This is a genomic window from Pseudomonas sp. NPDC077186 (genome assembly GCF_044543505.1).
In the GTDB taxonomy this organism is placed as follows: Bacteria; Pseudomonadota; Gammaproteobacteria; order Pseudomonadales; family Pseudomonadaceae; genus Aquipseudomonas.
Genome location: NZ_JBITWE010000002.1, coordinates 288,853 through 306,270 on the forward strand (window position 1 = coordinate 288,853; position 17,418 = coordinate 306,270).

19 protein-coding genes and 3 tRNA genes are annotated in these 17,418 nt (G+C 67.0%); 15 read left to right on the forward strand and 7 right to left on the reverse strand.

Translation table 11 applies throughout. The features are described from left to right. Positions 1 to 11: 11 nt before the first annotated feature. The 3 genes from hemL (at position 12) to ACIGKL_RS09960 (ending at position 2,588) form a co-directional block, all read left to right on the forward strand. Complete coding sequence (gene hemL, locus ACIGKL_RS09950) at positions 12 to 1,301, forward strand: glutamate-1-semialdehyde 2,1-aminomutase (RefSeq protein ID WP_397486496.1); 1,290 nt, start codon at positions 12 to 14, stop codon at positions 1,299 to 1,301. Beyond that, entirely contained in the window at positions 1,301 to 1,933 is a 633-nt protein-coding gene (locus tag ACIGKL_RS09955) for a hypothetical protein (protein WP_397486497.1), read from the forward strand. Before hemL ends, ACIGKL_RS09955 begins: the two co-directional genes overlap by 1 nt. Positions 1,934 to 2,039: 106 nt before the next feature. Further along, positions 2,040 to 2,588, forward strand: a complete 549-nt coding sequence (locus ACIGKL_RS09960) for a tetratricopeptide repeat protein (RefSeq protein WP_397486498.1) — start codon at positions 2,040 to 2,042, stop codon at positions 2,586 to 2,588. A gap of 89 nt (positions 2,589 to 2,677) precedes the next feature. Here the strand turns inward: ACIGKL_RS09960 and ACIGKL_RS09965 are convergent, their stop codons facing one another. Then, positions 2,678 to 3,001 (reverse strand): DUF1820 family protein, encoded by a 324-nt coding sequence (locus ACIGKL_RS09965; protein ID WP_397486499.1) that lies wholly within the window; start codon positions 2,999 to 3,001, stop codon positions 2,678 to 2,680. 200 nt (positions 3,002 to 3,201) lie between these two features. On the opposite strand from ACIGKL_RS09965, the gene miaB reads away from it, so the two are divergent. The 6 genes from miaB to yacG all read left to right on the forward strand — a co-directional run bounded on the left by miaB (position 3,202) and on the right by yacG (position 7,907). Beyond that, positions 3,202 to 4,545: a tRNA (N6-isopentenyl adenosine(37)-C2)-methylthiotransferase MiaB gene (gene miaB / locus ACIGKL_RS09970; RefSeq protein ID WP_397486500.1), complete on the forward strand. Its 1,344-nt coding sequence runs from the start codon at positions 3,202 to 3,204 to the stop codon at positions 4,543 to 4,545. Positions 4,546 to 4,633: 88 nt separating this feature from the next. Further along, on the forward strand, positions 4,634 to 5,626 hold the full coding sequence (locus ACIGKL_RS09975; protein WP_397486501.1) for a PhoH family protein: 993 nt from the start codon (positions 4,634 to 4,636) through the stop codon (positions 5,624 to 5,626). Then, positions 5,619 to 6,098, forward strand: a complete 480-nt coding sequence (ybeY, locus tag ACIGKL_RS09980) for an rRNA maturation RNase YbeY (protein ID WP_397486502.1) — start codon at positions 5,619 to 5,621, stop codon at positions 6,096 to 6,098. Before ACIGKL_RS09975 ends, ybeY begins: the two co-directional genes overlap by 8 nt. A 6-nt stretch (positions 6,099 to 6,104) precedes the next feature. Then, the gene (locus tag ACIGKL_RS09985) at positions 6,105 to 6,944 is read left to right on the forward strand and encodes an HlyC/CorC family transporter (RefSeq protein ID WP_021443096.1); all 840 of its coding nucleotides are present in this window, start codon (positions 6,105 to 6,107) and stop codon (positions 6,942 to 6,944) included. A gap of 163 nt (positions 6,945 to 7,107) precedes the next feature. After that, complete coding sequence (coaE, locus tag ACIGKL_RS09990; RefSeq protein ID WP_397486503.1) at positions 7,108 to 7,716, forward strand: dephospho-CoA kinase; 609 nt, start codon at positions 7,108 to 7,110, stop codon at positions 7,714 to 7,716. After that, positions 7,713 to 7,907 (forward strand): DNA gyrase inhibitor YacG, encoded by a 195-nt coding sequence (yacG, locus tag ACIGKL_RS09995; protein ID WP_397486504.1) that lies wholly within the window; start codon positions 7,713 to 7,715, stop codon positions 7,905 to 7,907. The genes coaE and yacG overlap by 4 nt, the downstream gene beginning before the upstream one ends. A gap of 67 nt (positions 7,908 to 7,974) precedes the next feature. On the opposite strand, the gene ACIGKL_RS10000 is transcribed toward yacG, so the two are convergent. Together ACIGKL_RS10000 and ACIGKL_RS10005 are read right to left on the reverse strand one after the other, a co-directional pair. Further along, on the reverse strand, positions 7,975 to 8,190 hold the full coding sequence (locus ACIGKL_RS10000; protein WP_397486505.1) for a hypothetical protein: 216 nt from the start codon (positions 8,188 to 8,190) through the stop codon (positions 7,975 to 7,977). 84 nt (positions 8,191 to 8,274) lie between these two features. Next, the gene (locus ACIGKL_RS10005; protein WP_397486506.1) at positions 8,275 to 8,964 is read right to left on the reverse strand and encodes an energy-coupling factor ABC transporter permease; all 690 of its coding nucleotides are present in this window, start codon (positions 8,962 to 8,964) and stop codon (positions 8,275 to 8,277) included. A gap of 128 nt (positions 8,965 to 9,092) precedes the next feature. On the opposite strand from ACIGKL_RS10005, the gene ACIGKL_RS10010 reads away from it, so the two are divergent. The 4 genes from ACIGKL_RS10010 to ACIGKL_RS10025 all read left to right on the forward strand — a co-directional run bounded on the left by ACIGKL_RS10010 (position 9,093) and on the right by ACIGKL_RS10025 (position 11,812). Next, positions 9,093 to 9,722 (forward strand): DUF1780 domain-containing protein, encoded by a 630-nt coding sequence (locus tag ACIGKL_RS10010; RefSeq protein WP_397486507.1) that lies wholly within the window; start codon positions 9,093 to 9,095, stop codon positions 9,720 to 9,722. Further along, on the forward strand, positions 9,719 to 10,249 hold the full coding sequence (locus ACIGKL_RS10015; RefSeq protein WP_397486508.1) for an MOSC domain-containing protein: 531 nt from the start codon (positions 9,719 to 9,721) through the stop codon (positions 10,247 to 10,249). The genes ACIGKL_RS10010 and ACIGKL_RS10015 overlap by 4 nt, the downstream gene beginning before the upstream one ends. 24 nt (positions 10,250 to 10,273) lie before the next feature. Continuing rightward, positions 10,274 to 10,447: a DUF3094 domain-containing protein gene (locus ACIGKL_RS10020; protein WP_021445286.1), complete on the forward strand. Its 174-nt coding sequence runs from the start codon at positions 10,274 to 10,276 to the stop codon at positions 10,445 to 10,447. 63 nt (positions 10,448 to 10,510) lie between these two features. After that, positions 10,511 to 11,812, forward strand: a complete 1,302-nt coding sequence (locus ACIGKL_RS10025) for an NAD(P)/FAD-dependent oxidoreductase (protein WP_397486509.1) — start codon at positions 10,511 to 10,513, stop codon at positions 11,810 to 11,812. A gap of 188 nt (positions 11,813 to 12,000) precedes the next feature. Here ACIGKL_RS10025 and ACIGKL_RS10030 read toward each other — a convergent pair. From ACIGKL_RS10030 to ACIGKL_RS10040, 3 genes are all read right to left on the reverse strand, one after another. Next, a tRNA-Lys gene (locus ACIGKL_RS10030) sits at positions 12,001 to 12,076 on the reverse strand. Positions 12,077 to 12,081: 5 nt separating this feature from the next. Beyond that, positions 12,082 to 12,158, reverse strand: a tRNA-Pro gene (locus ACIGKL_RS10035). A 9-nt stretch (positions 12,159 to 12,167) separates the two neighbouring features. Then, positions 12,168 to 12,243: transfer RNA gene (locus ACIGKL_RS10040), tRNA-Asn, on the reverse strand. Positions 12,244 to 12,448: 205 nt separating this feature from the next. Here ACIGKL_RS10040 and ACIGKL_RS10045 point away from each other — a divergent pair. Continuing rightward, positions 12,449 to 14,770 carry a DUF1631 domain-containing protein gene (locus ACIGKL_RS10045; RefSeq protein WP_397486511.1) on the forward strand — a complete coding sequence of 774 codons (2,322 nt, stop codon included), beginning with the start codon at positions 12,449 to 12,451 and terminating at the stop codon, positions 14,768 to 14,770. Positions 14,771 to 14,779: 9 nt separating this feature from the next. Next, positions 14,780 to 15,112, forward strand: coding sequence for a PilZ domain-containing protein (locus ACIGKL_RS10050; RefSeq protein WP_397486512.1), 333 nt, complete (start codon positions 14,780 to 14,782; stop codon positions 15,110 to 15,112). A 148-nt stretch (positions 15,113 to 15,260) separates the two neighbouring features. Here ACIGKL_RS10050 and ettA read toward each other — a convergent pair whose 3' ends face one another. Then, a complete protein-coding gene (gene ettA, locus ACIGKL_RS10055) occupies positions 15,261 to 16,928 on the reverse strand; it encodes an energy-dependent translational throttle protein EttA (RefSeq protein ID WP_397486514.1) in 1,668 nt (555 codons plus the stop codon). Between the last annotated feature and the right edge of the window lie 490 nt (positions 16,929 to 17,418).

The window sequence follows — 17,418 nt, forward strand, 5'->3', positions numbered from 1 at the left end:
AGAGACCTGCCATGTCCCGTTCCGAGATTTTGTTCACCAACGCGCAGAAACACATCCCCGGCGGCGTCAACTCGCCGGTGCGCGCCTTCAAGAGCGTCGGCGGCACCCCGCTGTTCTTCAAGCACGCCGAAGGCGCCTATGTGGTGGACGAAGACGACAAGCGCTACGTCGACTACGTCGGCTCCTGGGGCCCGATGATCCTCGGCCACAGCCACCCCGAGGTGCTCGACTCGGTGCGCCGCCAGCTGCAGCACGGCCTGTCCTACGGCGCGCCGACCGCGCTGGAAACCGAGATGGCCGAGCTGGTCTGCTCGCTGGTGCCGTCGATGGAGATGGTGCGCATGGTCAGCTCCGGCACCGAGGCGACCATGAGCGCCATCCGCCTGGCCCGCGGCTACACCGGCCGCGACAGCATCATCAAGTTCGAAGGCTGCTACCACGGCCACTCCGACAGCCTGCTGGTCAAGGCCGGCTCCGGCGCCCTGACCCAGGGCGTGCCGAACTCCGCCGGCGTGCCGGCGGCCTTCGCCAAGCACACCCTGACCCTGCCGTTCAACGATATCGACGCGGTGGCCGAGTGCCTGGCGCAGGTCGCCCAGGAAGTCGCGTGCATCATAGTGGAACCCGTAGCGGGCAATATGAACTGCGTGCCACCGGCACCGGGCTTCCTCGAAGGCCTGCGTTCGCTGTGCGACCAGCACGGCGTGGTGCTGATCTTCGACGAGGTGATGACCGGTTTCCGCGTCGCCTTAGGCGGTGCCCAGGCGCACTACGGCGTCACCCCGGATCTGACCACCTTCGGCAAGATCATCGGCGGCGGCATGCCGGTGGGCTGCTTCGGCGGCAAGCGCGCGATCATGGAGTGCGTCGCCCCGCTCGGCCCGGTCTACCAGGCCGGCACCCTGTCGGGCAACCCGCTGGCCATGGCCGCCGGCCTGACCACCCTCAAGCTGATCAGCCGCCCGGGCTTCCATACCGAGCTGAGCGACTACACCACGCGCATGCTCGACGGTCTGCAGCAGCGCGCCGATGCCGCCGGCATCCCCTTCGTCACCACCCAGGCCGGCGCCATGTTCGGCCTGTACTTCAGCGGCGCCGACGATATCCTCACCTTCGCCGACGTGATGGCCAGCGACGTCGAACGCTTCAAGCGCTTCTTCCACCTGATGCTGGACGGCGGCGTGTACCTGGCGCCCAGCGCCTATGAAGCCGGCTTCACCTCCATCGCCCACGGCGAAGCCGAACTGCAACTGACCCTGGACGCCGCCGAGCGCGCCTTCGCCGAACTGAAAAAAGCCTGATGCAGTACAGCACCGCGCTCTCCGATGGCGTACTCGCGCTGGCCTGCCTGGCTTGCGCGCTGGTCATCGGCAAGGCCCGCAAGCACTATGGCGAGGCCGATCAGCCGGCGCTGTTCTGCGCCCTGCTGGGTTTCCTGCTGCCGGCCGCGGCGGCCGCCGTCGGCGTGGTGCGCTACGGTTTCGATCCCGGCTGGCAGGGCGCGCACCTGTGGCTCTCCCAGGCCAGCAGCTTTCTCGCCCTGCCCCTGCTCGGCGCCGCCGCCCTGGCGCTGGGCCGCGGCTGGGCCTGGAGCCGGCCGAACTGGGGGCGCATCGTGCTGGGGCTGTGCGCCTTCTTCGAGCTGTTTCGGCAGATGGGCTATCTGGAGGACTACCGCCTGGCGCTGAACCTGGCCACCCTGGCGTTGATTCTCTACGCCGGCGCCCTGCAGTGGCCGCGGTGCGCGCCGCCGGCAGTCGCCGCGGCGGTGGTCGGGCTGTTTCTGCTGGCCGGCCTGGCGGTGGGCACCGAGGGTTTTATCGGCCCGCTGCGCCGCGTCGACCTGTTCCACGGCCTGCTCACCCCGGCCTATCCGCTGCTAGCCTGGCTGCTGCTGAGCCTGCCGGGCAGCGCACGCCAATCGGCTGGGTAAAGGCTTTGTAAGAAGCGCGCGGTTTATTTCATAATGCGACGGCCGGCACGCTTTGCGCCGGCCGGGCATGTCACCCGCCCCGAACCGCCGAGGTCCCGTTATCCAGATGAACCGCACCGGCCGCACCCTGACCCTGGGCTGCCTGTTGCTTTTCCTCCCGCTGTTCGCACTCGCCGGCGGCAACTCCCTGTTGATCCCCGCAACCGGCAGCTGCGCCCTCAACGGCGCCCCCGAAGACCTGCCCGAAGCGCTGGCCAGCTGCCAGGAAATGGCCCGCGGCGGCAACGTCCAGGCGGCCTTCGAGCTCGGCGAATACCACTACGACGGCAAACGCGCCCCGCGCGACCTCAAGCAGGCGCTGACCTGGTTCGAACGCGCCTCGCTGCAGGGGCATGCCGAGGCGCAGCTGCGCCTCGGCACCATGTTCTTTCGCGGCGAAGGGGTGCCGGCGAACAACGTGCAAGCCTATATCGTGCTGAAGATGGCCTCGGTCAACGGTTCGGACGAGGCCATGGACACCGCCGACCTGGTGTCGGCGCAGATGCGCCGCGACGAGCTGGAAATCGCCAGCCAGGTGCTGGGGCAGATCTTCCGCAACTACCTGCTGGAGCTGCAGGCCGCCGAAGGCCGCTCGCCCTTCGCGCCCTTGCCCTGACCCCGTAGATCCGCTTCAGCCCACCGAGTGGCCTCTGCAGGAGGCGGGCTGAAGCCCACCCTACCTAGCTGCAGCTCGTGGCCTGCCGCTTACTTGTCCGGCATCGGCATGGGAAACGGCATGACGTTGCCGGCGCCCTTGGCTTCGCTGATCTTCGGCGTACCCAGGCGCTCCACCTCGTCGATGCGGATGATCGCGTGCATCGGCACGAAGCTGCGCACCACGCCGTCGAACTGGGCCTTGAGCTTCTCCTCGCTGGGGTCGACCACCACCTGGGTACGCTCGCCGAAGACGAACTCCTCCACCTCCAGGAAGCCCCACAGATCGCTCTGGAAGATCTGCTTGGCGTACATCTCGTACACCTGGCCCTGGTTGAGGAAGATCACCTTGTAGATGGGGTCGCGCTTGCTCATGAAGACTCGAAGTCAGGAAAAACGGGGGCAAGAAGAATAGCACAGCGCACAGCAGTAGCCCGGATGAAATCCGGGAGCGGCCCCATGAGTTCCCGGATTGCATCCGGGCTACGCGCTTGCTTGCAGCTTGTCGCGTGTAGCCTGATGCTCGCCGCTCCCCTATAATGCGCGGTCATTTTTTAACCAGCCCAGACAGTGCCATGACCAAGAAGCTCTATATCGAAACCCACGGTTGCCAGATGAACGAGTACGACAGCTCGCGCATGGTCGACCTGTTGGGCGAGCATCAGGCCCTGGAGGTCACGGAAAAACCCGAAGAAGCCGACGTCATCCTGCTCAATACCTGCTCGATCCGCGAAAAAGCCCAGGACAAGGTGTTCTCCCAACTCGGTCGCTGGCGCGAGCTGAAGCTGGCCAACCCGGATCTGGTAATCGGCGTCGGCGGCTGCGTGGCCAGCCAGGAAGGCGCGGCGATCCGCGACCGCGCGCCCTACGTCGACGTGGTGTTCGGCCCGCAGACCCTGCACCGCCTGCCGGAGATGATCGACGCCGCGCGCGTGACCAAGACCGCCCAGGTCGACATCAGCTTCCCCGAGATCGAGAAGTTCGACCGCCTGCCCGAACCGCGGGTCGACGGCCCCAGCGCCTTCGTCTCGGTGATGGAAGGCTGCAGCAAGTACTGCACCTTCTGCGTGGTGCCCTACACCCGCGGCGAGGAAGTCAGCCGGCCGCTGGCCGACGTGCTGCTGGAGATCACCCAGCTCGCCGACAAGGGCGTCAAGGAAGTCACCCTGCTCGGGCAGAACGTCAACGGCTACCGCGGCGCGGCGCCGGACGGGCGCATCGTCGACTTCGCCGAGCTGCTGCACGCGGTGGCGGCGCTCGACGGCATCGAGCGCATCCGCTACACCACCAGCCACCCGCTGGAGTTCTCCGACGCCATCATCGCCGCCCACGCCGAGATCCCGCAGCTGGTCAAATACCTGCACCTGCCGGTGCAGTCCGGCTCCGACCGCATCCTCGCGGCGATGAAGCGCAACCACACCGCCCTGGAGTACAAGTCGCGCATCCGCAAGCTGCGCGCGGCGGTGCCGGACATCCTGATCAGCTCGGACTTTATCGTCGGCTTCCCGGGGGAAACCGAGAAGGACTTCGAGCAGACCATGAAGCTGATCGACGACGTCGGCTTCGACTTCTCCTTCTCCTTCATCTACAGCGCGCGCCCCGGCACCCCGGCCGCCGATCTGGTCGACGACACCGCGGACGAGGTGAAGAAGCAGCGCCTGGCCATCCTCCAGCACCGCATCAACCAGTACGGCTTCGAGAACAGCCGACGGATGGTCGGCAGCGTGCAGCGCATCCTGGTCAGCGACTACTCGAAGAAGGACCCGGGCATGCTCCAGGGTCGCACCGAGCAGAACCGCATCGTCAACTTCCGTTGCGACAATCCGCGGCTGATCGGCCAGTTCGTCGACGTGCATATCGACGACGCCCTGCCCCACTCCCTGCGCGGCACCCTGCTCGACGCACAGGGCCTCCACTAAAGCCGTAGCCGCCCGCGCTTTGCGTCTTGGGCGGCCGGCGTTATGCTTCGATTCACTACCCCAGCCGACTGGCGGCCATCACACGACCTTGAACGCTCCCCTAGAACCCCATCGCTTCGTCCTCGAACCCTTCGAGGCACGCCGTTTCGCCAACCTCTGCGGCCAGTTCGACGAACACCTGCGCCTGATCGAAGAACGCCTCGGCCTGGAAATCCGCAACCGCGGCAACCAGTTCGAGCTGGTCGGCGCTAGCGACAAGGCCGTAGCCGCCGAGTCGCTGCTGCGCAAGCTGTACCGCGAAACCAAGGCCACCGAATTGTCGCCGGACCTGGTCCACCTGTACCTGCAGGAATCCGGCGTCGAGGAACTGGTCAACCCCAGCAGCGCGCCGCAGGTCAGCCTGCGCACGCGCAAGGGGGTGATCAAGCCGCGCGGCGCCAACCAGCAGCGCTACGTCAAGGCCATCCTCGACCACGACATCAACTTCGGCATCGGCCCGGCCGGCACCGGCAAGACCTACCTGGCCGTGGCCTGCGCGGTGGACGCGCTGGAGCGCGAGCAGGTGCGGCGCATCCTGCTGGTGCGCCCGGCGGTCGAGGCCGGCGAGAAGCTCGGTTTCCTCCCCGGCGACCTGGCGCAGAAGATCGACCCCTACCTGCGCCCGCTGTACGACGCACTATACGAGATGCTCGGCTTCGAACACGTGGCCAAGCTGATCGAGAAGCAGGTGATCGAGGTCGCGCCGCTGGCCTATATGCGCGGCCGCACCCTGAACAACAGCTTCATCATCCTCGACGAGAGCCAGAACACCACGGTCGAGCAGATGAAGATGTTCCTCACCCGCATCGGATTCGGTTCCACCGCGGTGATCACCGGCGATATCACCCAGGTCGACCTGCCGCGCGGCACCAAGAGCGGCCTGACCCACGTGATCGACGTGCTGCGCGACGTGCCCGGCATCAGCTTCACCCACTTCAAGCCCAAGGACGTGGTGCGCCACCCCCTGGTGCAGCGCATCGTCGAGGCCTACGAGCGCCACGACAACCGCCTGCACGGCAAGGTCGAGGATGGCGATGCTTGAACTGGACCTGCAACTGGCCAGTGACGGCCAGCACCCCGACGAAGCCCAGCTGCGTCACTGGTGCGAACTGGCCCTGCGCCAGCGCAGCGCCGACTCCGAGCTGACCATCCGCCTGGTCGACGAAGCCGAAGGCCGCGAGCTGAACCGCACCTGGAGGCACAAGGACTACGCCACCAACGTGCTGTCCTTCCCCGCCGAGATTCCCGACGGCATCCTCGATATCCCGCTGCTGGGCGACCTGGTGATCTGCGTACCGGTGCTCGAGCGCGAGGCCGCCGAGCAAGGCAAGACGCTGCAGGCGCACTGGGCCCACCTGGTGATCCACGGCTGCCTGCACCTGCTCGGCTACGACCATATCGAGGAAGACGAAGCCCTCGAAATGGAACAACTGGAACGACAATTGCTCGCCGAACTGGGTCATCCCGACCCTTATGCGGACGACGAATCTCCTATTGATAAGGACCCCGAGTAAAACGCCATGAGCGAAGACCGATCGAGCAACGAGCAGAAGTCCTGGTTGAACAAACTGACCCAGGCTTTTGCTCATGAGCCGAAAAACCGCCAGGAACTGCTGGAAGTCCTGCGCGAAGCCCACCAGAACAAGCTGCTCGACAGCGAGGCACTGGCCATAGTCGAGGGCGCCATCCAGGTCGCCGACCTGCAGGTGCGCGACATCATGGTGCCGCGCTCGCAGATGATCAGCATCAAAGCCAGCCAGACCCCGCGCGAATTCCTCCCCGCCATCATCGACGCCGCCCACTCGCGCTACCCGGTGATCGGCGAGAGCCTCGACGACGTCATCGGCATCCTCCTGGCCAAGGACCTGCTGCCGCTGATCCTCTCGGGCGAGCAGCCCAGCTTCAACATCAAGGACCTGCTGCGCCCGGCCACTTTCGTGCCCGAGTCCAAGCGCCTGAATGTGCTACTGCGTGAGTTCCGCGCCAACCACAACCACATGGCCGTGGTGATCGACGAATACGGCGGCGTCGCCGGCCTGGTGACCATCGAGGACGTGCTCGAGCAGATAGTCGGCGACATCGAGGACGAGCACGACGTCGAGGAAGACGGCTACATCAAGCCGCTGCCGTCCGGCGACTTCCTGATCAAGGCGCTGACCCCCATCGACAGCTTCAACGAGACCTTCGACAGCGAGTTCTCCGACGACGAGTACGACACCGTCGGCGGCCTGGTGATGAACGCCTTCGGCCACCTGCCCAAGCGCAACGAGGTCACCGAGATCGGCGAGTTCCGCTTCCGCGTGCTCAACGCCGACAGCCGGCGCATCCACCTGCTGCGCCTGACCCCGGTCAATCGCTGAGCCTCGACGGCAACCCGGGGCTTGGCCGCCAGCCTCCCCGGATTGCATCCGGGCTACGGCGACTCGATCGTCCTGGCGGCCGCGCACCGGCGGATTGTTCGCTTCGTTGCCGAATCCACCCTACAATCGCGGCCTTGAGCAGCAACGGGACCGCAACCTCGCTATGAAACCCTGGATTCTCGGCCTGACCGGCGGCATCGGCAGCGGCAAGAGCGCAGTGGCGCAAGGCTTTATCGAGCGCGGCGTGCACCTGGTGGACGCCGACCACGCCGCGCGCTGGGTGGTCGAGCCCGGTCGCCCGGCGCTGGCCAAGATAGTCGAGCATTTCGGCGCCGGCGTGCTGCAGGCCGACGGCCAACTGGACCGCGCCGCCCTGCGCCGGCTGGTATTCGCCGACCCCGAGCAGCGCCGCTGGCTGGAAGCGCTGCTGCACCCGCTGATCGGCCAGGAGATCGTCCAGGTGCTGGCGCGCGCCGAGTCGCCCTACGCCATCCTGGTCTCGCCGCTGCTGGTCGAATCCGGCCAGCAGCGCCTGACCCAGCGCGTGCTGGTGGTCGATACCCCGGTGGAGCTGCAGGTACAGCGCACCATGGCCCGCGACCAGAGCAGCGAGGAGCAGGTGCGCGCCATTCTCCAGGCCCAGGCCAGCCGCGAGGAACGCCTGCGCCACGCTGACGACGTACTGCTCAACGACCGCGACCTGGCCTGGCTGGATGCCGAGGTCGAACGCCTGCACACCTTCTACCTGACCCTGCGCGGAGGCCAGCCATGACCACTACAGTGCAATGCCCCACCTGCGGCGCGCCCGTCGAGTGGAAAACCGACAATACCTATCGCCCATTCTGCTGCGAACGCTGCAAGCTGATCGACCTCGGCGCCTGGGCCGCCGAGGAACACGCGATTCCCGGCGATCACCTGGAAGACGAGCTGTTCAGCGGCGAACTACCGACCCGCCCGCACTGACCAACCCTGGCCGTAGCCCGGATGCAATCCGGGGACGCTATTGCGCCAACCCCGGATCATATCCGGGCTAGGGCCGCATAAAGGCGTAATCGCGCTCGTCGTCGAGGTTGTCGGCGAGAAACTGCAGCTCGTGCGCCAGCTCCTGCGCATCGCGCAGCCCCCTGTTCTGCTCGACGACCTCGGCCAGCAGCGCACGCAACGCCAGCAGGCGGTCGAAGCCCTGCGCCTCGGCGCCCTGCAGATCGCTCTCCAGGGCAAGCCTGGCCCAGCTGTGAATGCTCATGCTCGAAGCCTCCGCGGCGGTTTGTCCCAGCATGGCGCGAAACCACGGCGCGGCATTGATCCGGATCAAGCGCGGCAACCGGAGTCACTCGTCGCGCTCGTTCTCCTTCCACGGCGCCTGCAGGTAGCGACTGCGATTGAAGGTCTCCAGCCAGTCCGGGTAGAACACCACCAACGCGGTGACCACGGTGCCGTTGATAAAGGCCTCGGGAAACATCACCAGCCACAGGTAGCCGGCGAAGTCGTCCAGCCAGGGCGGCATGGGGAACAGGCCGTCCAGCCACAGCAGGCCGAGACCGCCGAGCAGGGTCAGCAGGGTGGCCAGCGCCGCCGGGAAGAAACCGCAGAAGAAGATGTAGACGAACAGGTTGCGCGGCTGCGCGCGCTCCACGCGCAGCGCGCACAGCTCGGTGACCAGCACCGGGATCAGCACCAGCAGCACGCCGTTGACGCCGAGCGCGGCCAGGTCCTGGCGGCCGATGGCGAGCAGGCCGAGCTGCGCCGCCAGGCCGGCCAGCACGGCCAGCGGCCAGTCCAGCAGCAGGGTCACCGCGGTCATGCCGATGAAGTGGTAGGACAGCCCCGAGTCGAAGTCGCGACGCACCAGCCACAGCAAAAACAGCCCGAGCATGGTGCCGAACAGCAGGTGCTGGCGGCGCAGGTCGCTGCACAGCTCCAGCCAGGGCGCCCGCCAGACGGCCCAGAGCAGCGCCGGCAGGTAGATCAGCCAGCCGGCCGCCAGGGTGGTGCCCGCCAGCAACTCCGCCGCGATCATGCCGCCGCCCCGCTTTCGTCGTCTCTGCGCATGCCATCCTCCGCTCGCTGCCGGGCAGTCTACACCGGCCACTGGCGGCGGACGACTCGCGCTGGCAAGGCGCCCCGGCGCGGGGCTAAGCTAGGTTCATGGACGACTCCGATTACCTGCGTCTACTCACGCACCAAGCCGAACAAGCCAACGCCTTTCTCTCCAACGCCAAGAAGTGGGAGCGCGAGCGCTGGGTCTGCCAGCGCCTGCTGCAGGCGCTCAACGTCACCCAGCGCAACGAGGATTTCAGCCCCAGCGGGCAGGAGCCGCCGGACGTGCTGTTTCGCGACGCCAACTTCGAGGTGTTCTTCGTCCTCGACGAGGGCCGCCGCCTCAACGACGAATGGCGCGCCGAGCTGGAACGCCGCCGCAGCGCCTTCTCCCTCAGCCAACTGGTGCGCCGCGAAGCCCGCCCCAAGCGCATCCCCGCCAGCGAGCTGCAGGCGCGCCTGGCGCCCACCCTGCGCAAGAAGGCGCACAACTACCGCGAGCGCGGCATCGACCTGGGCGAACTGGATCTGATCGCCTTCGTCAGCCTCAAGCGCGCCGTGCTGGACTGCAACAGCCACTTCCCGCCGCCCACCGAATACCTGCGCCAGGGCTGGCGCTCGCTGTCGCTGGTCGGCCCGCGCTTCGCCCGCGTGCTGTTCGCCCACCCGGACGCCCCGGACTTCCTGCGCCAGAACCTCGGCCGCAGCCTGCTGTTCGACATCGGGATCGGCCTGTGAGCCCGCTGCAGGAGCTGCTCGCCGAGGTGCCGCAGGTCGGCCGGGTGCGCTGGCTAGGCGTGCGCCCGGCCGCCCGCGCCACCATGCTCGAGGTCGAGGCCGTGCAGGCCCGCCGCGAAGCCGGGCTGACCGGCGACCACGCCCGCCCGGGGCCGCGCAACGCGCGCCAGGTGACGCTGATCCAGTGGGAGCACCTGGCGGTGGTCGCCGCCCTGCTCGGCCGCCAGGCGCCGCTGCCGCCCAACGAGCTGCGGCGCAATATCGCCGTCGCCGGCATCAACCTGTTCAGCCTCAAGGGCCGGCGCTTTCGCATCGGCCAGGCGCTGCTGGAAACCACCGGCTGGTGCCAACCCTGCGCCAGGCTGGAAGAGCGCCTCGGCCGCGGCGCCTTCCAGGCCATGCGCGGCCACGGCGGCATTACCGCGCGGGTGCTGGAAGGCGGCATCATCCGCCTCGACGATAGCGTGCAGGTGCTTGACCCGCCGGACAACGAGGCTCGCCAAGCCCGGCGGGCAAGCCTAGAATAGCCGCATTCGAGCAGAGGCCTCCCGATGACCAGCCGCCTGAGCCCCGACGACCAGCAGAAGGTCGATCACTATCTGAGTGCGCCACAACACCAGGTCGAGCGCCAGCCCTTCCGGGTCTGGCGCCTGCTGGCCATCATTCTCTGCGTGGTCGTCGGCCTCGGCCTGCTGAGCCGCTTCCTGAGTCGATTGGTGCTATGAGCTGCCTCGCGCTCGCCCGATCGGACTCGCACCGTCTTTTTCAAAGCCTTGTGAGCATCATCCATGTCCCATCGCATCGTGATTGTCGGCGGCGGCGCCGGCGGTTTGGAGCTGGCCACCCGTCTGGGTAGAAAACTCGGCAAGAGCGGCGCGGCCCGCATCGTGCTGGTCGACGCCAACCTCACCCATATCTGGAAGCCCCTGCTGCACGAAGTGGCCGCCGGCTCGCTGAATTCCTCGGAAGACGAACTGAACTACGTGGCCCAGGCCAAGTGGAATCACTTCGAGTTCCAGCTCGGCCGCATGAGCGGCCTGGATCGCGCCGGCAAGAGCATCACCCTGGCGCCGACCCTGGACGACGACGGCCAGGTGTTGATGCCCGAGCGGCAGCTCGCCTACGACAGCCTGGTAATTGCCGTCGGCAGCACCACCAACGACTTCGGCACCCCCGGCGCGGCCGAGCACTGCCTGTTCCTCGACACCCGCGAGCAGGCCGAGCGCTTCCACCGGCGCATGCTCAGCCACTACCTGCGCGCCCACGCCAACGAGGGCGAGGACGGCGCACAGATCAATATCGCCATAGTCGGCGCCGGCGCCACCGGCGTCGAACTGGCGGCCGAACTGCACCATGCGGCGCAGCAGTTGGCGGCCTATGGGCTCAATCGTATCCGCCCGGAAAACATGCGCATCACCCTGATCGAGGCCGGCCCGCGGGTGCTGCCGGCGCTGCCCGAGCGCATCGCCCGACCGGTACACCAGACCCTGGAAAAACTCGGCGTCACCGTACTCACCGGCGCCGCCGTCAGCGAGGTGAGCGCCGAGGGACTGCAGACCGCCGACGGCAACTTCATCCCGGCCAGCCTCAAGGTCTGGGCCGCCGGCATCCGCGCCCCGGCCTTTCTCAGGGAACTCGACGGCCTGGAGAGCAACCGCATCAACCAGCTGCAGGTGCGCCCGACCCTGCAGACCACCCTGGACGACGACGTGTTCGCCTTCGGCGACTGCGCCGCCTGCCCGCAGCCGGGCAGCGACGGCCGCAACGTGCCGCCGCGCGCCCAGGCCGCGCACCAGCAGGCCTCGCTGCTGGCCAAGTCGCTGCGCCTGAAGATCAGCGGCCAGCCGCTGCCGGAGTACCGCTATCGCGACTACGGCTCGCTGATCTCGCTGTCGAGCTTCTCCGCGGTGGGCAACCTGATGGGCAACCTGACCGGCAGCGTGATGCTCGAGGGCTGGCTGGCGCGGGTGTTCTACGTGTCGCTCTACCGCATGCACCAGATGGCCCTGTACGGCCCGCTGCGCACCCTGCTGCTGATGCTCAGCGACCGCATCGGCCGCAGCACCGAGCCGCGCCTGAAGCTGCACTGATAGCGGCCGCCATGCGGCCTTCTGATGACCCTCTCCCGCAAGCGGGAGAGGGGAGACAGGCACGTAGCCCGGATGCAATCCGGGACAGCCATGCAGCGCCTGGGAGCCCCGGATTGCATCCGGCTACGCATAAAAGCCGCCGCACAAAAACGACAAAACCCGCACAAGGCGGGCTTCGTCGTTCTATATGGTGGGTCGTGTAGGATTCGAACCTACGACCAATTGGTTAAAAGCCAACTGCTCTACCAACTGAGCTAACGACCCAAATATGGTCGGGGTAGGGGGATTCGAACTCCCGACATCTTGCTCCCAAAGCAAGCGCGCTACCGGACTGCGCTATACCCCGTCTGGAAGTTGGCTCCGCGACCTGGACTCGAACCAGGGACCCAATGATTAACAGTCATTTGCTCTACCGACTGAGCTATCGCGGAACTTCGGTCTTCCATCCCCGCAGCGTTCGGCTTTTGCTTTCCCGCTTCAGAGGCGCGCCATTTTACGTCGCAAAACTTCCCTGTCAACCCCTGCAAACTGCTTTTACGACAATGCTTTGCAGCGCGAGCATGGACTACTATATGTTTCATCGAACTGCGGCCCGACGCAGGACGCGCCAGCCGACGACTCCAGCCAGGACAGTCCATGAGCAACCAGGACACGCCCCCGATCAAGCCCAGCGTGGCGACGCTCGCTAGCCGCGGCATCCAGCCGCGCTTCGGCGAGCTGGTCCAGAGCTGCCGCAAGCTGGTGATGAATCGCCTGGCGGAGCACCTGAGCGGCGTGTTCGGCCAGGTCGACGACACCCTGTTCGAGTGCGCGGAAAAGGCCGAGAACAACAAGGTGCAGACCCTGTTCTTCGACAGCATGCGCGAGATTCGCCGCCAGCGGCCGCAGATCGAACGCAGCTACCACCAGAAGATCGCGCACAACTTCTCCGACTTCCTCGAAGGCAAACTGCAGAACCAGGCGCCGGCCGAGCTCGACCCCGAGCAACTGGCCCTGGTGCAGAACGAGGACTACGAGGAAAGCCTGCAGGTGACCAACATGGTCAGCCGGGTCAAGGCGCGCTGCACCCAGCAACTATTCGCCCTGGAGCAGCGCCTGGCGCTGCTCAACAACGGCCAGAAGCTCGGCGAGGACAGCAACCCCTTCGGCCCGCAGGCCATCGCCCAGGCCTTCCGCGAAGCCCTGGCGCCCTGCCCCTTCCCGCTGCAGATCAAGACCATCCTCTATATGCTCTTCGATCGCCACGTGATGCAGAGCCTGGACGCCCTCTACAACGCGCTCAACCAGCGCCTGATCGACGCCGGCGTGCTGCCCAACCTCAAGTACAGCGCCCAGCTCAACCCCAGCGTCAGCCGCCCGGAACCGAGCAAGCCCGAAGCGCCGCCCGAACACCAGCCGCCCGCCCAGGGCCCGCCTGGCGCCCCGGCCGCCGAACCGGCGCTGCTCGACCTGGACCTCAGCGCGCCGCCGCCGAGCGACCCCACGGCGCTGTTCAGCGGCCTGTCCAGCCTGCTCGGCGAGCACCGCCAGAGCCATCCGGACGAACCCTTGCTGGGCGGCACGCGCAGTATCGTCAGCTTCTCGCCGCGCGGCGCCAGCCGCACCTACAGCGCCAACGAGCTGCTCGCCGCGCTCAACCGCATGCAGCAGCAGTCGGCCCACGACCTGGCCCAGCGCCTGCAGCGACCGCAGCAGGTGGAGGGGCTCAAGGCCGACCTGCAGCAGCAACTGGAGGCGCACAGCAGCCTGCCCGGCGACAGCAAGGTGTCCGACCAGGAAGCCGACGTGATCGACCTGGTGGGCATGCTGTTCGACTTCATCCTCGACGACGAGAACCTGCCGGACAGCTGCAAGACCGCGCTGTCGCACCTGCACACGCCCTACCTGAAGATCGCCCTGCAGGACAAGGCGCTGTTCACCCAGCACCACCACCCGGCGCGCCGCCTGCTCAACGCCATGGCCCAGGCCGGCGTGCTCTATGGCAACGAAGGCGACGAACGCGGCCTGCTGGCGAAGATGCAGTGGGTGGTCGAACGGGTGATCCACGGCTTCAGCGGCGACCTGGCGCTGTTCGACAGCCTGATCGACGAGTTCAACGAGTACGTCGAGACCCTGCGCCACAAGGTGGAGCTGCGCGAGCGCCGCGCGGTCGAGGCGGCCAAGGGGCGCGACCGCCTGCTCGGCGCCCGCGAACAGGCGCTGGAAGTGATCCAGCGCAGCGTCGCCCAGCGCGACCTGCCGGCGATCATCCGCAACTTCCTCGAGCTGACCTGGGCCGACGTGCTGGTCTTCGTCCTGCTGCGCCACGGCGACGCCAGCGCGGAATGGCGGCGCCACTGCGAGGTCGCCGAGCAGTTGGCCTGGAGCGGCGTCCCGCTGGGCGAGGCCGACCTGCACCGCCTGCAGGAGCTGCGCGTGCCGCTGCTCAGCGACCTGCGCAAGGGCCTGGAACTGCTCGGCGGCTATCACGAGGACGGCATCCGCCGCCTGCTGCAGGACCTGGTGGCCTGCCAGCACGCGGTGCAGGCCAAGCAGCCGCAGCTGGCCGCCCAGCTCAAGCCGAGCCTGCCGGAGAGCCCGCTCGGCGCCATGCTCGGCGAGGACGCCGACCTCGCCCGTCAGGCACCGCCGCGCACCAGGCTGTCGGCGCGCGCCCAGGCACTGGCCAAGGAACTGGCCAGCGTCGAGTTCGGCACCTGGTTCGAGTTCGTCAACGGCGAGCAGAGCCGCGTGCTCAAGCTGTCCTGGTTCAGCCCCACCACCCACAACTACATGTTCGTCGACAACAGCGGCCAGCGCGTGGCGATCAAACCCCTGACCCTGCTGGCCAGCGAGATGGAACAGGGCCTGGCCCGCATCGTCGCCCCGGAACGCGCGGCGCCGCTGATGGATCGCGCCCTGACTGCCATCTACCGTGTGCTGCAGCGCTTTACCGGGCGCACGGCCGAACCCCGCTGAGGAAATTCCATGGAAGAGCGTCGCCAACACAGCCGCCATGGCACCGAGTTGCAGCTGGAGGTCTTCGACCTGAACAGCGGTCAGCGCCTGGGCCGTATCGTCGACCTGTCCGCCGACGGCTTCATGCTGTTCAGCGACACTCCGCACACCGCCGACGCGGTGCTGCAATGTCGCCTGGTGTGCAGCGCCGGCACGCAGGACCTGCCGGAGGTGCGCCTGGGCGCCGACTGCCTGTGGAGCCGCCCCGGCGCCGACGGCCAGCACTGCTGGGCCGGCTTTCATATCATCGACCTGGCCGAGGACCAGGCCAGGGCGCTGGAAATCCTGCTGGCCAGGCTCTGAGCAGGCAGGGTGCGCTATGCGCACCGATATTCCAGCGCAACCGGTGCGCACGGCGCACCCTACGAAACGGAGCCCGCAGGCTGACGTAGCCCACATGCCGCAACGAAAAACGGAGCCCGCAGGCTCCGTTTTTTCATCTGGCGAAAAGTTATTGCGCCAGCTTCTTGTAGCGCACCCGGTGCGGCTGCGCGGCGGCGTCGCCCAGGCGCTTCTTGCGGTCGGCTTCGAACTCGCTGTAGTTGCCCTCGAAGAAGTTGACCTTGCCGTCGTCCTCGTAGGAGAGGATGTGGGTGGCGATGCGGTCGAGGAACCAGCGATCGTGGGAGATCACCACCGCGGCGCCGGGGAAGTCCAGCAGCGCCTCTTCCAGGGCGCGCAGGGTTTCCACGTCGAGGTCGTTGGACGGTTCGTCGAGCAGCAGCACGTTGCCGCCCTGCTTCAGGGTCAGGGCCATGTGCAGACGACCGCGCTCACCGCCGGAGAGATCCTTGACGAACTTCTGCTGGTCGGCACCCTTGAAGTTGAAGCGGCCGACATAGCCGCGCGACGGCACCTCGTAGTTGCCCACCTTGATCATGTCGAAGCCGTCGGAAATCTGCTCCCACACGGTCTTGCTGCCGTCGAGCAGGTCGCGGCTCTGCTCGACGCTGGCGATCTGCACGGTCTCGCCAATCTCGATATGGCCGGAATCGGGCTGCTCCTTGCCGGTGATCATGCGCAGCAGGGTCGACTTGCCCGCGCCGTTGCCGCCGATCACGCCGACGATGGCGCCCTTGGGGATGCTGAAGGACAGGTCGTCGATCAGCACGCGGTCGCCGAAGGACTTCGACACGTTGTGGAACTCGATGACCTTGTCGCCCAGGCGCGGACCGGCCGGGATGTAGATCTCGTTGGTCTCGCTGCGCTTCTGGAACTCCTGCGACTGCATTTCCTCGAAGCGCTGCAGACGCGCCTTGGATTTCGACTGACGCGCCTTGGCGCCCTGGCGCACCCATTCCAGTTCGGCCTTCATCGCCTTGGCGTGCGAGGCCTCAGCCTTGGCTTCCTGGGCCAGACGGTTGGACTTCGATTCCAGCCAGCCGGAGTAGTTGCCCTCGTAGGGGATGCCGTGGCCGCGGTCGAGTTCGAGAATCCAGCCGGCGACGTTGTCGAGGAAGTAGCGGTCGTGAGTGATCGCTACCACTGTGCCGGGGAAGTCGTGCAGGAAGCGCTCCAGCCAGGCCACCGAGTCGGCGTCCAGGTGGTTGGTCGGTTCGTCCAGCAGCAACATGTCGGGGGCCGACAGCAGCAGGCGGCACAGCGCCACCCGGCGCTTCTCGCCGCCGGACAGGTGTTCGATCTTGGCCTCCCATGGCGGCAGGCGCAGGGCGTCGGCGGCGACTTCCAGCTGACGCTCCAGGTTGTGGCCGTCGGAGGCCTGCAGGATCGCCTCCAGCTTGGCCTGCTCGGCGGCCAGGGCGTCGAAGTCGGCGTCCGGCTCGGCGTAGGCGGCGTACACCTCGTCGAGGCGGGCCTGGGCCTGCTTGATCTCGCCCACGGCCTCCTCGACTATGTCGCGCACGCTCTTGCTCGGGTCGAGCTGCGGCTCCTGCGGCAGGTAGCCGACCTTGATCCCCGGCATCGGGCGGGCTTCGCCGTCGATCTCGGTGTCGACGCCGGCCATGATGCGCAGCAGGGTCGACTTACCGGCGCCGTTGAGGCCGAGCACGCCGATCTTGGCGCCGGGGAAGAACGACAGGGAGATGTCCTTGAGGATTTCACGCTTCGGCGGGACGACCTTGCTGACCCGATGCATGCTGTAGACGTACTGAGCCATGGAGAACCTGACTGGTGAGAATGGGGTGAAAACGGCGCGTCGTGGCGCGCAGTGCAGAGACCTTAGCCCCTGCCGGGGCGCACGCCAAGTGCCGAACGGATGGCTGGCCATGCGCGCGCGGCGCAAAGCTACCGGAATGCGCGAGACAGGGCAAACCTACGCTCGTCGGCCCGGCTGGCACTTGGCCACATTTGCAGGCATGCTAGCCGGCTCGCGCGAGCGCAGGCATGCTCGCGCGCCCGACACTCCGCAGTAGCTGCAGGTTCAGAACCTGTTCAAAGTCTGCTGCGCGTCGGCACTGCTGCGGTAAAAACAGGCTCGGAATGCTCATTTACAACTCGTAAAGTCGAGCGCGACTCCGACCGGCCCTCGCCTGTTTTTGCGGGGCCGCCATCGGTATTGCATTGCTCTAGCTCGCGAGACTTTTGAACAGGTTCTAAGACGTGTCGACCCCCTCATCACCGCCCTCGTCGCCTCAGGGAGAGTCGCA